The sequence below is a fragment of the Exiguobacterium sp. s43 genome (assembly GCF_018617255.1).
In the GTDB taxonomy this organism is placed as follows: Bacteria; Bacillota; Bacilli; order Exiguobacteriales; family Exiguobacteriaceae; genus Exiguobacterium; species Exiguobacterium profundum.
In genome coordinates, this window is record NZ_JACSJT010000001.1 from 155297 (window position 1) to 170186 (window position 14890).

At 47.9% G+C, this 14890-nt stretch carries 18 protein-coding genes; 8 read left to right on the forward strand and 10 right to left on the reverse strand.

What is annotated here, in order from left to right:
- Window positions 1-58: 58 nt before the first annotated feature.
- A complete protein-coding gene (locus KNO79_RS00915) occupies window positions 59-526 on the reverse strand; it encodes a hypothetical protein (RefSeq protein WP_012727466.1) in 468 nt (155 codons plus the stop codon).
- Window positions 523-732 carry a helix-turn-helix transcriptional regulator gene (locus KNO79_RS00920; protein ID WP_012727465.1) on the reverse strand — a complete coding sequence of 70 codons (210 nt, stop codon included), beginning with the start codon at window positions 730-732 and terminating at the stop codon, window positions 523-525. Before KNO79_RS00920 ends, KNO79_RS00915 begins: the two co-directional genes overlap by 4 nt.
- A 119-nt stretch (window positions 733-851) precedes the next feature.
- On the opposite strand from KNO79_RS00920, the gene KNO79_RS00925 reads away from it, so the two are divergent.
- Window positions 852-1784, forward strand: coding sequence for a ring-cleaving dioxygenase (locus KNO79_RS00925; RefSeq protein WP_214690407.1), 933 nt, complete (start codon window positions 852-854; stop codon window positions 1782-1784).
- A gap of 22 nt (window positions 1785-1806) precedes the next feature.
- On the opposite strand, the gene KNO79_RS00930 is transcribed toward KNO79_RS00925, so the two are convergent.
- Window positions 1807-2247 carry an RrF2 family transcriptional regulator gene (locus tag KNO79_RS00930; protein WP_012727463.1) on the reverse strand — a complete coding sequence of 147 codons (441 nt, stop codon included), beginning with the start codon at window positions 2245-2247 and terminating at the stop codon, window positions 1807-1809.
- Between the two features lie 186 nt (window positions 2248-2433).
- Here KNO79_RS00930 and KNO79_RS00935 point away from each other — a divergent pair, with 186 nt between their 5' ends.
- On the forward strand, window positions 2434-3534 hold the full coding sequence (locus KNO79_RS00935; RefSeq protein ID WP_214690408.1) for a globin domain-containing protein: 1101 nt from the start codon (window positions 2434-2436) through the stop codon (window positions 3532-3534).
- A 41-nt stretch (window positions 3535-3575) separates the two neighbouring features.
- Here KNO79_RS00935 and KNO79_RS00940 read toward each other — a convergent pair whose 3' ends face one another.
- The 5 genes from KNO79_RS00940 to KNO79_RS00960 all read right to left on the reverse strand — a co-directional run bounded on the left by KNO79_RS00940 (window position 3576) and on the right by KNO79_RS00960 (window position 6662).
- Window positions 3576-4133 (reverse strand): hypothetical protein, encoded by a 558-nt coding sequence (locus KNO79_RS00940; protein ID WP_214690409.1) that lies wholly within the window; start codon window positions 4131-4133, stop codon window positions 3576-3578.
- A gap of 69 nt (window positions 4134-4202) precedes the next feature.
- Window positions 4203-4616: a DUF350 domain-containing protein gene (locus KNO79_RS00945; protein WP_012727460.1), complete on the reverse strand. Its 414-nt coding sequence runs from the start codon at window positions 4614-4616 to the stop codon at window positions 4203-4205.
- Window positions 4613-5842, reverse strand: a complete 1230-nt coding sequence (locus KNO79_RS00950) for a glutathionylspermidine synthase family protein (RefSeq protein WP_214690410.1) — start codon at window positions 5840-5842, stop codon at window positions 4613-4615. The genes KNO79_RS00945 and KNO79_RS00950 overlap by 4 nt, the downstream gene beginning before the upstream one ends.
- Window positions 5839-6207 (reverse strand): hypothetical protein, encoded by a 369-nt coding sequence (locus tag KNO79_RS00955; RefSeq protein WP_012727458.1) that lies wholly within the window; start codon window positions 6205-6207, stop codon window positions 5839-5841. The genes KNO79_RS00950 and KNO79_RS00955 overlap by 4 nt, the downstream gene beginning before the upstream one ends.
- The gene (locus KNO79_RS00960; protein ID WP_012727457.1) at window positions 6204-6662 is read right to left on the reverse strand and encodes a hypothetical protein; all 459 of its coding nucleotides are present in this window, start codon (window positions 6660-6662) and stop codon (window positions 6204-6206) included. Before KNO79_RS00960 ends, KNO79_RS00955 begins: the two co-directional genes overlap by 4 nt.
- A gap of 106 nt (window positions 6663-6768) precedes the next feature.
- On the opposite strand from KNO79_RS00960, the gene KNO79_RS00965 reads away from it, so the two are divergent.
- From KNO79_RS00965 to desA, 6 genes are all read left to right on the forward strand, one after another.
- Window positions 6769-7788 carry an ion channel gene (locus KNO79_RS00965; RefSeq protein WP_031422116.1) on the forward strand — a complete coding sequence of 340 codons (1020 nt, stop codon included), beginning with the start codon at window positions 6769-6771 and terminating at the stop codon, window positions 7786-7788.
- An 11-nt stretch (window positions 7789-7799) separates the two neighbouring features.
- A complete protein-coding gene (locus KNO79_RS00970) occupies window positions 7800-8927 on the forward strand; it encodes a YfbR-like 5'-deoxynucleotidase (protein WP_078147724.1) in 1128 nt (375 codons plus the stop codon).
- Window positions 8928-9056: 129 nt separating this feature from the next.
- On the forward strand, window positions 9057-9389 hold the full coding sequence (locus KNO79_RS00975) for a PadR family transcriptional regulator (protein ID WP_012727454.1): 333 nt from the start codon (window positions 9057-9059) through the stop codon (window positions 9387-9389).
- Window positions 9386-9913 carry a DUF2812 domain-containing protein gene (locus KNO79_RS00980; RefSeq protein ID WP_196431312.1) on the forward strand — a complete coding sequence of 176 codons (528 nt, stop codon included), beginning with the start codon at window positions 9386-9388 and terminating at the stop codon, window positions 9911-9913. The genes KNO79_RS00975 and KNO79_RS00980 overlap by 4 nt, the downstream gene beginning before the upstream one ends.
- A 175-nt stretch (window positions 9914-10088) precedes the next feature.
- The gene (amyS, locus tag KNO79_RS00985; RefSeq protein ID WP_374193984.1) at window positions 10089-11630 is read left to right on the forward strand and encodes an alpha-amylase; all 1542 of its coding nucleotides are present in this window, start codon (window positions 10089-10091) and stop codon (window positions 11628-11630) included.
- A gap of 201 nt (window positions 11631-11831) precedes the next feature.
- Window positions 11832-12845, forward strand: a complete 1014-nt coding sequence (gene desA / locus KNO79_RS00990) for a Delta(5) desaturase DesA (protein WP_074035599.1) — start codon at window positions 11832-11834, stop codon at window positions 12843-12845.
- A 35-nt stretch (window positions 12846-12880) separates the two neighbouring features.
- Here the strand turns inward: desA and KNO79_RS00995 are convergent, their stop codons facing one another.
- Window positions 12881-13711, reverse strand: a complete 831-nt coding sequence (locus KNO79_RS00995) for a lipoate--protein ligase family protein (protein ID WP_214690412.1) — start codon at window positions 13709-13711, stop codon at window positions 12881-12883.
- A gap of 17 nt (window positions 13712-13728) precedes the next feature.
- Window positions 13729-14664 carry a lipoyl synthase gene (gene lipA, locus KNO79_RS01000; protein WP_324292278.1) on the reverse strand — a complete coding sequence of 312 codons (936 nt, stop codon included), beginning with the start codon at window positions 14662-14664 and terminating at the stop codon, window positions 13729-13731.
- Window positions 14665-14890 lie beyond the last annotated feature (226 nt).

Sequence of the window (14890 nt, forward strand, 5' to 3'; positions counted from 1 at the left end):
CATGATAGCCGAATCGATGAAAAATGGACACAAAAAAAAGGAATTCGTGATGAATTCCTTAATGTCGATAGCCGCGAATCCAGGTCGTCATATAAACGAGTGTCGCGATGATCAATGTAGAAGCAAGGGCGTATATTGGATAGGCAGGGAGCGTCTCTTCAAATAACGGATAGAACATGAACGATCCCATAAGGATTGGGACTGAAATGCCGAACGAGACGTAGGCAGCTTTTGTCGCTTTCGCTGTGATGATTTGTTCACGCTCATCGACCTCACTGAACTCTGTCATCCGGACGGACCATTGGGCAAAGCTCAACTGTTTATTCGGCCGGGTGTTAAACGAATAGACTGTCCAAACGATGCCAAAAACAACGAGTAAAAGTAGTGGAAGTAGATTAAATTCAACTAAGAATCGGTCAGACTCGATGACTGTTTTCGACATATCAGATAAAAACGAACTGAATAGAAAAGCCATCAGGACATACAGGATGATACTTGAAATAGATTGAATGACGACATGTTTCATTGTGATTCCTCCTCGATTGTGAATATAGATTCGACCGGTTCCTCAAACACCCTTGCGATGTGCATCGCCAGCATGAGCGACGGCGTGTAGCTGCCTTTCTCGAGCGAGATGATCGTCTGTCTCGTCACACCAACTTTTTCGGCCAGGTCACCTTGGGTTAACTGGTGCCGGGCACGCAGTTCTTTCACGCGGTTGATCAATGGCATCGTGCCACCTCATTTCTAGTTTCTACCACTAGTGTAAAACAAACTTTACATAATGTAAAGAGGACTTTACTCATTTGGGGATGATACAATAACGATATAGTCGAAAGGGGAGATGAGGGATGAAGATGATTAGTGGACAACATCACGTGTCAGCGATGACCGGGGATGCTAAGAAGAACTTGCGATTCTACACGGAAATACTAGGGATGCGGCTCGTCAAAAAGACGATTAACCAGGATGACCCATCGATGTATCACTTGTTCTATGCAGACGAGACGGGTACGCCTGGAACCGATTTGACGTTCTTTGAGTTACCGTTTCTCGGACAGACGTATCGAGGGTCAAGCAGTATTTCTCGGACAGCACTCAGGGTGCCGGATGGAGCGCTCGCGTACTGGCAGGAGCGTTTTGACGCGTTCGATGTATCTTACGGAGAAATCGAGTTGGTTTTAGGAAGGGCGACCCTTTCGTTCGAAGATCATGAGGGTCAACGTCTCTGTCTTGTAGAAGGAGGGAGCGGGACACCTTGGAGCAAAGGTCCAGTGCCAACGGACCTCGGCATCTTCGGTCTCGGATTCAGTGAGTGGACGGTACGGCGGATTGACAAGACGGCACGGGTGCTGACAGAAGTGCTTGGCTATCGATATGTAACGACATTTGAACGGGATGGACATGACGTGCGTGTCTTTGAGACGGGCGAGGGTGGTGTGGCAACAGAGATTCATCTCGTCGATCGGCCGGATTTGCCATCGGAACGACCAGGGCGAGGGAGTGTGCATCATGTGGCGATTCGAGTGGAAGAAACAGACGATATGACGAAGTGGATCGAGAAGCTTGACGCACATGGAATCAGCCACTCTGGTCTTATTGACCGTTACTATTTTCAGTCGATTTACTTCCGCGAACCGAGCGGAATCTTAGTGGAACTGGCAACAGATGAACCGGGATTTGCGATGGATGAATCGCTTGAGAGACTCGGAGAGCGATTAGCCTTGCCTCCGTTTCTTGAGTCAAAGCGAGCAGAAATCGAATCAAAACTAAAGTCTTTGTAAGCGGAAAACCCGACGGACCATTTCAGTCCGTCGGGTTTTGTACGCCTAATAACATGGCGAGTTCGTTCGTTCGGTTGACGACGAGATCCGCAATCGTGTAACGATCGAGTACATGAAGAAACGCCAACATGGCTTCATTCAAAACACCTCGTAAATCACAGGCAGGTGCGATGACGCATCGGCCTTCCCCGAAGCATTCCACGAGTTCGAACGGTTCCATCGTCCGAACGACTTCCCCTACATTGATGTCATCCATCGGTCGTGCGAGTCGAAAGCCGCCGCCTCGACCACGCACCGATTCCAAATAACCATGTTTCCCAAGCTCATATACGACCTTCATGACATGGTTTTTGGAGATGTTATATTGGTCTGCCACTTCTTGAATCGTGACGAGCCGATGTGAAAACGTAGCGCTATACATCAACGTTCGCAGTGCGTAGTCACATGTTTGCGTGAGTCTCATCCATCATCACCTCTCGTTTCATTGTACAAGACAATCCAAAAAAGTGCGATTCGAACAAATGTGAAAGGGTGATGGCGAAAATAAGTCAGAAACGTGAAATCTACTTTAAACAAGTATTTAATATATTGCTTTAAAGTGACTTGACTCACATAATGAACGTGTACAAAACAAAAGGGGGAAATTCACATGTTAGATCAACAAACGATTGAGATTGTAAAGGCGACGGCACCAGTTTTGAAAGAAAATGGTGTGACGATCACGAAGCATTTTTATCAACGAATGTTTGAACAAAATCCAGAAGTTCGTCACTTCTTCAACCATACGAACCAAAAGCGAGGACGTCAGCCGGAAGCACTCGCGAACGCGGTCTATGCGGCTGCGCTTCATATCGACCGACTCGAAGCGATTCTTCCTGCCATCCAACCAGCACTTCATAAACATAAAAGTTTGAACATCCGCCCGGAGCATTATCCGATCGTTGGTGAGAACTTGCTTGCGGCGATTCAAGACGTACTCGGTGAAGCTGCAACACCTGACATCATCGATGCATGGGCAAAAGCTTACGGTGTGATTGCCGATGTCTTCATCTCACTCGAGAAAAAAATGTATGATGACGCGCCATGGGTCGGATTCAAACCGTTCGTCATCGAAGAAATCATAGTAGATACACCTGAAGTGAAACGATTCCGTCTCGTCGCGAAAGATGGAGTTATTGGCACAGCCATCCCAGGACAATATGTCTCGGTTCAAGCGCGCATTGCAGGAGAGGACATCCTACATCACCGTCAATATAGTGTCATCGAGACGACAGAAGACGGCTACTGGATTGCGCCGAAAACGGAGGGACTCGTCTCAAACTGGCTTCATGAGCAGACGGTCGGAACAGAAGTCCCGATGAGCGCACCAGCAGGAGAATTCATCCTTGAAACGTCTAAACGTCCGCTCACACTCATCGCGGGAGGAATCGGGATTACGCCCCTCTTCAACATGGCGAAGACGGCACTCGAACAAGGACGTCCTGTCACGTTATTGCACGCGGTTCGGAGTATGGACCTTCGTCCACTCGGAGACGAACTCGATGAACTCGTGAAGGAAGGGCTTCATCTGCTCACACATGCAGATGACGTATCGGGTTGCATGAATAAGTCACACCTTGAGGAACTTGATGTGGAAGGGCATGATGTTTATACGTGCGGACCGAATGCGATGATGGAAACGGTCGTTCGCGCTATTCCACAGGCACGATATGAATTTTTCGGGCCGTCTGGAGTTCTTGCGACCAACTAAAAAAGACGACTGGAAAAAGTCGTCTTGATGCACAATATAGGTTATTCCGTGAGTTTACTTGAATGTATGACTTGTTTGTTGGCATCCAATGTTTCAAGTGACCACGAACCATCTGACGGTCGTGATGTTTCAATGACATATGTCATGGTGTAGCTTTCAATTTCGGGATCGTTGACAAGAAAATCTTTTGAGACATCGTCACCGTTTAACCGTAAATAGACGACATCTTCCGGTCGCTCTTTAAGGTGAACACCGATGTACTCCATGTCTTCAACTCGAAGGATGACGAAATCAAAAGGCTGATTCGGCTCTGTTTGTTTCGTGACAGACCCTAAGTTCCCTGTTTCGACATCAATCTCAGCTAGACCGATGACGGAGCGGTCTTCATTTGTGTAAAAAGAGAGAACGGACTGTTCCATATTATGAATTTCAAACGTATACCAATTGTTCGTCGTCATATAACGATTCATTTCTTTTTCGGCATTTTCGTATGAGTCACCAGCCTGAATGTTAGTGTAGGTGTAAAGTCCGACACCGACTGCGATGGCTACGATGATGAGACCGGAAACGATTGTGAGTAAGATGATTCGCTTCGACATGATTGTTCCTCCTGACTTTTATAAATACGAACACCCCATGCTTCGCAAATGCGTGCATGGGGTGTTTGATTAGTACGTCAAGCTCGCGGCGACGATGATCCCGACGACGAGTGATGCGGCGAACAAGCTGAAACCGATGGCCATGTTTCCATTCTCGACTTCTTTTTCTAAATTCACGCCTGGTGTAAGGATGTATTCAAACGTCCAGAACGCCAATACTTGGGCGGCGATACCGACGAGTCCCCAGATGAACGCATCGAGCAAGTTGACGCTGTTCGCCCAGACTGTATAAATGACGATGGCGAGTCCTAGTGCTTTCCCCCAAAGTTTCAACGCGACAGCCATGTTGCCTTCTTTGATTAACTTGCGTTCCGAATATTTGGTCGTTAGTGCGAAGATGATGAGTCCCGCGAGAATGAGACCGAATCCTGTCCCGAGGTGGGCCAGGAAGCTTAAGATTGAATCGAGTGTGATGAATGTCATGAGTTCGTCTCCTTTTGTATAGGTGTGCCAACGGCTAAGTAATAAGATTGGTTGTTCGTGATCATGCTGCCGGCGCGGACGCCGAGTGCGGATGGGTGTCCGTTCAAGCAAAAACATCCGACCATGTAATGTGTCTCCATACGACCTTTGACGGTTGTCGTCATCCGTGTCGGGAGTTCGATGAACTGTTGGTACACGGCCGTTTCTTCCGCATACGTTTGTAATGTTTCGCGATGAAACGGTTGGCCATCTTTCGTATACAAGATGACGGAGTCCCCTTCACGTCCGAATGCCGGCTTTTTGACATAGTCCGATTCACCGAGAAACGGTGTGTCTTCTAAGTAAGTCGGTAAAAAATATGTTCCGATGATGTCGCGCTCGGCTTGATCGAATAGTGTCTCGGTCTCATACAATTCCCAAATCAGCGCCTGTACGCCTTTCGATTGCATGAGAAACGCAGAGAGGGGATTGAGCAGTGACACGTATTTTTGTTGATCGAGTTCAAGTAACCGAATGCCAATCAAGTCTCCGTCTGGAGCCCGGTCGTCCACAAGGTGCTCAATCGGATATGTTTGGCGATATAAGATGTCAATTCGCTCACCCGATGGTGTGTAGACGCCGTCTTCGTCGACGAGTAAAGTGTGCAACGGTACGAATTCAGACGGTACGTCGAGCGTTTCTTGTAAAAATCGTGCCGTCCACTTGTCTTCGATGTTATCATCATGTGCCGTAAAAACGATTTTCGGTGTGCCTTCTCGTTTGAGTCGATTCCACGCGGCGACGATCGCTTTCCGCAGCTCAATTTTCAGTTGGGGGGTGGCTTCCCTGTTCGGGTCGAGTAGACCAAACTCGGAAGCGACCACGCCGTTCACATCAAACAGCTCCTTAATGAAGGTCGGCGTATCTGCATTGAACTCCATCAACTTGAGTTGATCATCTTTCATGATCCAGTCGTAACGACCGATGATCGTCTCCTGCGGTATCGTCTTCTCCCGTAAGAACGGCAGACTCGCCTCAGGGTAACCAAGCAGTCGGAGCGTTTCGTCAGGTAGGGTGCGTAATAATTGATTCGTCTTCCGAAAAATCGAGTCAACCGCCTCGGTTGCCTCTCGGATAGAGGCAACCTGCGAGGCGGTCATCTCAAAACAATCATATAAGGCATATTCTTCATCGTTTAAATCGGGCCAAAAATAAGGGATTTGACTGTAAAGTTCGTCACGCGTCATCCGCCGAATCCACCTTTAGAGCCACTGCCGAGTCCAGATTTTGACGATCCTGAATTTGAGCCGTTCGATACGGCACCGGTCGCACCACCGTTGGCTTTGTACGTCTTATACGACGAAGAGCTCTTCAACGCATTTTTTGAGCGGAACAGGCTACCGAGTAAGAAGTAGCTACCATAGTGCGGAGAGCGGTCGTCGTCACAATAATACGACTCGGTCTCGTCATCCCAGTCCCAATCGTCACATTCGTATCCGGTCGGTTCTTCCGGGAGTGCCGCCTCTTCATATTCATCCCCACCGCACGCGGCAAGGGAAGTGGTCAATACCGCAACGGATAGTCCGCTTAAAATTTTCTTGCTTGTCTTCATGTTGATTCCTCCAATTCATAACCAGTCGGTGTGACGTAGATAACATACACACCACGATCTTCATCTGTTTCTGCTGAATCGCGCTCATATTCTTTACCGGCGACATACAAGTACTGGCTTCCGAGCATGGCGAGTGCATCAAGGTGGCGGTCGACGTAATAGGCTTCGAGTAATGGGTTGTCAAACCGGTCGTCGAGCGTGCGGATTTCGACTTTGATGTCGCTCGTTTCGTGCTTGTCCATCGGTCCCTCTGTATAGCGATCGACATAAATTAAAAAGTATTGATCGCCTTCAAGGGCAGACGAGCGTTGTTTGTAGGTCATGCCGTCTTTGACGAAAAACTCACATTCACGACGAGCTAGCACTTCGTCTAAGCCGAGAGACGTGTAATGGTATAGTGGTTCGAACGATAATTCATTTTTATAGAGACGATACTCTAAGACGATGGAGTTCATAAGTCAGTCCTTCCTTTTTTCTTCTTATACGGAATCACCATCAAAATGGTTTCGTGAATCTTTTTGTGGTTACGTTTAGTATATAAGAGAGAAGGAGGGGGAAACAGTGCATATCTTATTTCGTGTGTGGAAAGGGTTAGCGAAATTATCATTTTTGAATGTCGTCTTAGCTTCGATTGGCATCATTATCTTAGGAACCGTGCTCGGTTATGTTTTAGAACCAGAGACATTCGGATCACTGTTTGATTCGTTCTGGTGGACGATGACGACATTGACGACCGTCGGATACGGGGACTTTTATCCGTCCTCCGTGGCAGGGCGATGGCTCGGGATATTCTTATTCCTATTCGGGATTGGGATTATCGGGGCGTTGATTGGAAAATTGGTTGAAATCGGTGCGACGTTTCAACGGCTAAAACGGGAGGGAAGACTAGTGTATCGTGGAGAAGGACATTATGTGTATATCGGGTGGTCCCCGAAGACGAAGAAAGCAATCGATGAAGTGCTTAACTACGAACCGAAAGCAGAGATCGTATTGATTGATCAGTTAGTTGAGGAACCGTACGTGCACGATCAAGTTCACTTCGTATCAGGCGATGCTTCGGATGAAGCGGTATTGCTGCAAGCAAACGTCTTGAAGGCGCGACGCGTCGCGATTTTTGCGGATGCCCGTATCACGGAGACGTTACTCGCCGATGGGAAGTCGTTATTAATCGCGTCAGCGGTCGAGGCACTCTCTTCTGAGTATCAGGTGGACTTGCACACGGTCGTCGAAGTGTGTGAAGAAAGAAATATCTCGAAATTTAAACACGTCCGCGTCGACGATTTTATTTTAGCGAACGACTCGGTCTCCCTCTTGATGGCAAAAGCGACGTTACAACCTGGAACGACAGCAATTTTCCGTCAGTTGTTGAGCAAACAGTCAGGTGGGAACATTCAAGCGTTGAAACCAAAAGTCGAGTGGCAGAATGTTCGACAAGCAAATACAGCGTTACTTGAATCAGGGGTGACACTCATCGCGGTCAATGACCGCTTGGATGTGGCGACGATGCTCGATTTGCCGCTTCAGGAAACAGACATGTTATATGTCGTCTGTCATGACGATGTATTTGAACGATTATCGTAAGGAGTGAAACCATGCATAACGGAACGTTTATCCGAAAGATGACACGTATGCAAAACGTGCAACGGTGGGATGAATATGCCCCCCATTATCATGATAACGCAGCGAGTCATAGCTTTCGTGTCGCGGTCTTTAGCTTGATCGCGGCTTATGTGGAAAAAGAGAACGGACGTGAAGTCGATTTGCTCGATTTACTCGGGAAAGCCATTTTCCACGACATGAATGAAGTCCAGACGGGCCCGATCATGCACCGGACGAAAAAAGAACCGACCTTGATCGGTCACATCGAGCGTATGGAACGAACAGCGAGTCTCGGTCTTGTCGAGCTGCTGTCGCAATCATTACGTCCTCACTTTCATCGTTTCGTGGTGGAAGCGGAAGATGATTCTTTCGAAGGTCGAATCGTGGACGGAATTGATTCGTTCGATGCGATGTTGTTCGTGCGACGAGAAGTCGCGCACGGCTCTCCGCACTTTGATGACAAGCTAGAAGAGATGAAAGCCGCACTCCGACATCATCCGATTGATTCGGTCCGCTGGCTGTTCGACCAGGTCGAGGCAGAAACAGATGTGTTGCGATTCATCGAGAACGTCATGCGGATGGATAGTGTCCGTCGCTGGAAAGGTCGCTTTAACACGATTGACGACAACGATGCGATTCATGGTTTCCGGGCTGCCGCGCTCGGTATGTTCAGTGGGCTCTTAGAGCGTGAGAAGTACGACGTCGATGTCGATGTCGCCGAACTCGTGGCTCGTCTTCTCTGTCACGATTTAGTTGAAGGGGTGACCGGAGACGTGCTCGGTCCAGTCAAACATTCGACGCAAGAGACGGGGGCTGCGTTTGAGGCATACGAGCGAGCGGAAAGTGAACGTCTGCTTGGACTGTTGCCTGAGTATATGCAACCGGCGTTCCGTCGATATATGGCTGACTCGAAAGACGATACGTATGAGGGAATGCTCGTCGACATGATGGACAAGCTTGATGCGCTCATCAAGATGAACATGGAGCGGAAGATGAACGGGGCCGAGTATGAGGTCACGTATCGCGAGCAGCTCCGTAAAGTCCAGATGCGATATGAGAATCCAAGCATGATTTTCTTCCTGGCGTATATCTTGCATGATTTAGACTATGTCACTAGTTAAAACCGTTTATCTTGAAGTCGCATACCTAAAAGGGTGCGGCTTTTTTTATATCATTTATTGACATATATCATTTAACGATATATATTGAGTATAAGAAATATATCATTCAATGATATAGGAGGTGGAAAGATGCCGCGAACGGACTCATTAGAGTTAGGGGAACTGACGGATAGTATGTTTTATATCCTGTTGGCGCTCACGACGCCGCGTCATGGCTATTTAGTCATGCAATTTGTCGAAGAGACCACGCGAGGGCGAATGCAAATTGGTCCGGCTTCGATGTATACGATTATCAAAAAGTTGTTGAACGCCGAACTGATTGAACCGATGGATGGGGACGGAAAGAAAAAGAACTATCGAATCACGAATAAAGGCCGCTCGATTTTAACGGATGATGTGAAGAGACGACAGGCGATGGTCGAAGATGCCTGTGCCATTTTGGATATGGAGGGATCAAGATGAGACAAAAGTATATGTCGAGCTGGGGATTGGCGTTTGCTGAAGAGCGTGAGATGCGGAAACTAGAACGAATGGCGGCCAAGGGATGGCATTTGAAGAAGTTTGCCCCGCTAGGATACACGCTCGTTGAAGGGGAACCGGAAGACGTTCAGTATAGTTTGGACTATCGTACTCGTCCAGACGAAGACTACTTTGACCTGTTTGCGTCGAGCGGGTGGGAACATGTCACATCAACCGGGGATGAGATTCATATTTTCAAAGGAGATCGAGATGCCAAGCCGATTTACTCGGATGTCGAAACAACAGAGGAAAAATATCATGACATGGAGCGTCAGATGGGAAGAGCTGCGCTCATCCTAGGTATTTTATGGATTGCACTCTTTTCGTTGTTTCAGTTTGATTGGCCAACCGTTGTCGAGACAATATTGATTGGGATTCAACTACTCGTGACAATCGGTCTCGTGTTTACAGGACTTCCGTACATCGGCTACCGTTTCAAACGCAAACGAATTAGCCGGGAAGGATGACTAGGCGGATGGCACAAGCCATCCGTCTTTGTTTCGTTCGACTGAACTATTCGAATGAGAAATAGTTAGGGAGAGAGAACTGTTTTTTAGTGTCTATCTATGCAACAAATTAAAAATCATTCACAATTATTAATGCAAGCGCTTTCATTAACTATTTGAGGAGGAATGAAGGATGTTGAAGAAACGACAAGGGATTGCTGTCCTAGCTGGAGTGACATCGATTGCACTGCTTTCGGGGCAACCGGTCGCACAGGCAGCGACCCCACAGAACGGTACGATGATGCAATACTTTGAATGGTATGTTCCAAACGATGGCCAACACTGGAACCGACTCTCGAACGATTCGCAGCACTTAAAAGATATCGGGATCTCGACCGTTTGGATCCCACCAGCGTATAAAGGGACATCACAAAATGATGTTGGATACGGGGCGTATGATCTGTATGACCTTGGAGAATTTAATCAAAAAGGAACGACTCGGACAAAGTATGGAACAAAAGCGCAGCTACAGTCGGCCATCTCCAACTTACGCGGGAAAGGGATTGGCGTATATGGGGATGTCGTCATGAACCATAAAGGCGGAGCGGATTATACCGAATCCGTTCAAGCTGTCGAGGTCAATCCTTCTAACCGGAATCAAGAGACGTCTGGGGAATATGCCATTTCTGCCTGGACTGGATTCAATTTTGCTGGACGGAACAATACATACTCGCCGTTCAAGTGGCGTTGGTATCATTTTGATGGGACCGACTGGGATCAATCACGAAGTCTGAGCCGAATCTACAAATTCAAGAGTACGGGTAAGGCATGGGATAGTGAAGTGTCGGGTGAGAACGGGAACTATGACTACTTGATGTACGCCGATGTCGATTTTGAGCATCCGGAAGTACGTCAGGAGATGAAAAACTGGGGGAAATGGTACGCGGATTCGCTTGGATTGGACGGCTTCCGACTGGATGCGGTGAAGCATATCAATCATTCATACTTAAAGGAATGGGTGACGAGTGTTCGTCAGGCAACCGGAAAAGAGATGTTCACTGTTGCGGAGTATTGGAAGAATGACTTAGGGGCCATCAATGATTACTTGACCAAGACGGGCTACACTCATTCCGTATTCGATGTACCACTCCATTACAATTTCCAAGCGGCAGGGAATGGTGGCGGTTACTATGACATGCGGAACATTTTAAAAGGTACGGTCGTCGAGCAGCACCCAACACTCGCTGTGACGATTGTCGACAATCATGATTCGCAACCAGGACAGTCACTTGAGTCAACAGTCGCGAATTGGTTCAAACCGCTTGCCTACGCGACCATCATGACACGTGGTCAAGGGTATCCAGCACTATTCTACGGAGATTATTATGGAACGAAAGGGACGACGAACCGTGAAATACCGAATATGTCAGCGTCGCTTCAACCCATTTTGAAAGCGCGTAAAGATTTCGCCTACGGCACACAACATGATTACATCAATCACCAAGACGTCATCGGATGGACACGTGAAGGAGTGACGGACCGTGCGAAGTCTGGTCTTGCAACGATTTTATCGGACGGACCAGGCGGGGCGAAATGGATGTATGTCGGAAAACAGAATGCAGGGGAAGTGTGGAAAGACATGACAGGAAATAACGGACGTCTCGTGACGATCAATGCGGACGGTTGGGGCGAGTTCTTCGTCAACGGTGGCTCGGTTTCCATCTATACGCAACAATGAATCAGTTAGACTTGTCTCTAAAGATAGGGGCGAGTCTTTTTTCTGAATTTTCACCACATAAGTTTTATACGTGATATAATGACCTAGTGTTAATTCTTGATAGGGAATACTTCCGATCCATGAATTCACATTGAACAACGTTGGTTGTTGGTTTTATCTATATTTTTGCGTTGTGACGCTGTTGAATTCAAGGAGGTTGTTATGAGTAAAGAAAAGATTGCCCAATTAAGAAAGCACGTCTCGCCGTTTGAAAAGTCCGATATTCGGATCAGTGTGCGGCAGATGATCAATACGATTTTACCGTTTCTCGTATCGTGGTTTTTAGCGTACCAACTACTAAGTGTCTCGATTTTCCTGACATTGCCGTTCACGTTGATTGCAGCAGGATTTGTCGTGCGGATGTTCATCATCTTCCATGACTGCACACACGGTTCATTCTTTAAAAATAAGAAGGCGAACGCGATTGTCGGAACCATTACAGGGGTCTTGACGTTATTTCCATACGAGAAGTGGAAACGAGAGCATGCGATTCATCATGCATCGAGTGGGAATTTGGATAAACGGGGTGTCGGCGACATCTGGGTCATGACGATTGAGGAGTATATCGAAGCGTCAAAATGGACTCGTCTAAAGTATCGCCTATATCGTCATCCGCTCGTTATGTTCGGTCTCGGACCACTTTGGCTTATTCTCGTCACGAGTCGTTTCAACCGAAAGGACGCGCGGAAAAAAGAACGACAAAATACGTATCTCATCAATATTTCTCTCGTCGTCCTATATAGCGCGCTCATCTATCTGATCGGTTGGCAAGCGTTCTTGATTGTACAAGGAACGACGATGTTCATCGCCGGTGTGCTCGGAATTTGGTTGTTCTATGTTCAGCATACGTTCGAAGATTCCTATTTTGAAGATGAGCAGGAATGGGATTATGTAAAGGCGGCCATCGAAGGAAGCTCGTATTACGAGTTGCCGAAAGTGCTTCAATGGGTGACGGGTAATATCGGATTCCATCATGTCCACCATCTGAGTCCACGCGTGCCGAACTACCATCTAGAAAAAGCACATACGTCGACACCGCCGTTACAACGGGCGACGACAATCGGACTGTTTTCAAGTTTGAAATCGTTACGCTACAAATTGTATGATGCGAACAACAAAACATTCGTCACGTTCCGAGAAGTGCGCCATCTGTTGCGCCGAGCGAACGCGGCATAAAAAAAGATTGTCCCTGATCAAAAGGGACAATCTTTTTAGCGTTTCCAGACCCATTCATCACTCTCGTACTTCTTGACGAGCAAATCGATTTCGGCTTGCTGTTCTTTCGTGAAGACAAGCGGTTCGAACGTCAACGAGAAAGCGTCCTTGAAGCCGGTCTCGAATGCGGCCGCTACTTCGTCAAAGGAAACGAAACGCTTTAACGTGTCGTTCAAGGCGACGGCTTTTTCGCTGAAGCGGGTTTTGGCTTCGTGTTTCTCCGTCTCATCCATCGCGAAACAGTCAAACAACACCTCATCATCGACGGAGAGAGGAATCGAACCATGTTGAAGCACGGCCCCTTGGTGGCGCACTTGTGCGCTACCCGCAATCTTCTTCCCGTCAACAGTAAGCTCATAGTATGAAGCAGCATCGAAGCAGACGGCCGATTTTGGTTTGCGGAGCGCTTCGCGATCCTCTTCCGTCAATGGCACCGAAAATTCGGCGGGGACGCCGAGTTCGTGATATCCGCAACGAACCCCTTCCGTGAGTAGGCGATAGCTCTCGATGATATTCGTCGGGAGGGCAGGGGTCGATTCGGGCAAGATGACGCTATACGTCAACTCATCCGCATGCAACACGGCACGTCCCCCTGTTAAGCGACGAACGACCGGAATATTGTTCGCTTTGAGGGCGTCCCGATCCAAGTCACGCGTCGCTCGCTGGAAACGTCCGACGCTGATTGCATGAGGTGCCCATGAATAAAAACGAAGCGTCGGTTTGAGTTCTCCCTTTGCGACCCAATTGGCGATGGCTTCATCAATCGCCATATTTTTAGCCGGTGAAGTCGATTCAGTTCTAAGTAAGTGCCACGTCGTACCAGTCATAATCTCTCTTCTTTCTGTTAGTCGATTGGCAACATCGTGTGGCGACGCGCCTTGTGTACTTGTTCATCCGCGTGGTATGACGAACGGACGAGTGGACCTGCCTCACAATGTGAGAATCCTTTTGATAGAGCAATCTCTTTCAACTCGGCGAACTCGTCCGGATGGTAGTAACGTTCCACCTCGAGGTGTTTCTTCGTCGGCTGCAAGTATTGACCGAGCGTTAAGATGTCGACGTTGTGCGCGCGGAGGTCATCCATCGCTTCAATCAATTCCTCTTTCGTCTCCCCAAGCCCAACCATGATCGATGACTTCGTCGGGATATCCGGGTTCAATTCTTTCGAACGCTTCAAGAACTCGAGCGTGCGGTCATATGTTGCTTTCGCACGGACTCTCGGTGTGAGGCGACGGACTGTCTCTAAGTTATGGTTCATGATGTCAGGACCCGCATCGATCAACGTCTGCAAGGCAGAGAAGTCACCCATCATGTCTGACGGGAGCACCTCAATCGATGTCTCCGGGTTCATGGCGCGAACCGCGCGAACCGTTTCTGCGAAGACAGTAGCCCCGTAATCGTTCAAGTCGTCACGCGCGACAGCCGTGATGACGACGTGTTTCAAGTTCATAAGTCGAACCGATTCGGCGACACGCTTTGGCTCTTCCCAATCGAGCTCGTTCGGTTTCCCAGTCGTGACGGCACAAAAACGGCAAGCACGTGTACAGATACTTCCAAGAATCATGAAGGTCGCGGTCCGACGTACCGCCCAACATTCATGAATGTTCGGACATTTCGCTTCCTCACATACCGTATGTAAATTTTTCTCGCGCATCATCTTCTTTAGGCCGGTATACGTATCATTCGTGTTTAATTTAATCTTTAACCATTCCGGCTTACGTTTCAGTTCCCCTCTTGCCACAATAATTTCCCCCTTTTTGAAAGTTAACCTGTATCGAATTGAGTTTACCAAAAAACGAATCAAAAACGAACCACAGAAATTATTGGTTTTGCCAATACAGTTCACTGTGTATCAAAACAGAAACATTGTTTCAAAATGGTTACGCTTTCACTTGAACAATTGTTTCTAAAAAGTGGAGTTGCTATACTGTTGTTGACCACCTGAATAAGGACCAAATGTAACTGATGCGATCAGGCATGGGGTGAACGAGCGTTGATGAGGCAAC

Bases quoted from the DNA above. Each gene is read 5' to 3' on its own strand.
- KNO79_RS00915 (WP_012727466.1), bottom strand. From the start codon at position 526: ATGAAACATGTCGTCATTCAATCTATTTCAAGTATCATCCTGTATGTC.
- KNO79_RS00920 (WP_012727465.1), bottom strand. From the start codon at position 732: ATGCCATTGATCAACCGCGTGAAAGAACTGCGTGCCCGGCACCAGTTA.
- KNO79_RS00925 (WP_214690407.1), top strand. From the start codon at position 852: ATGAAGATGATTAGTGGACAACATCACGTGTCAGCGATGACCGGGGAT.
- KNO79_RS00930 (WP_012727463.1), bottom strand. From the start codon at position 2,247: ATGAGACTCACGCAAACATGTGACTACGCACTGCGAACGTTGATGTAT.
- KNO79_RS00935 (WP_214690408.1), top strand. From the start codon at position 2,434: ATGTTAGATCAACAAACGATTGAGATTGTAAAGGCGACGGCACCAGTT.
- KNO79_RS00940 (WP_214690409.1), bottom strand. From the start codon at position 4,133: ATGTCGAAGCGAATCATCTTACTCACAATCGTTTCCGGTCTCATCATC.
- KNO79_RS00945 (WP_012727460.1), bottom strand. From the start codon at position 4,616: ATGACATTCATCACACTCGATTCAATCTTAAGCTTCCTGGCCCACCTC.
- KNO79_RS00950 (WP_214690410.1), bottom strand. From the start codon at position 5,842: ATGACGCGTGACGAACTTTACAGTCAAATCCCTTATTTTTGGCCCGAT.
- KNO79_RS00955 (WP_012727458.1), bottom strand. From the start codon at position 6,207: ATGAAGACAAGCAAGAAAATTTTAAGCGGACTATCCGTTGCGGTATTG.
- KNO79_RS00960 (WP_012727457.1), bottom strand. From the start codon at position 6,662: ATGAACTCCATCGTCTTAGAGTATCGTCTCTATAAAAATGAATTATCG.
- KNO79_RS00970 (WP_078147724.1), top strand. From the start codon at position 7,800: ATGCATAACGGAACGTTTATCCGAAAGATGACACGTATGCAAAACGTG.
- KNO79_RS00975 (WP_012727454.1), top strand. From the start codon at position 9,057: ATGCCGCGAACGGACTCATTAGAGTTAGGGGAACTGACGGATAGTATG.
- KNO79_RS00980 (WP_196431312.1), top strand. From the start codon at position 9,386: ATGAGACAAAAGTATATGTCGAGCTGGGGATTGGCGTTTGCTGAAGAG.
- desA (WP_074035599.1), top strand. From the start codon at position 11,832: ATGAGTAAAGAAAAGATTGCCCAATTAAGAAAGCACGTCTCGCCGTTT.
- KNO79_RS00995 (WP_214690412.1), bottom strand. From the start codon at position 13,711: ATGACTGGTACGACGTGGCACTTACTTAGAACTGAATCGACTTCACCG.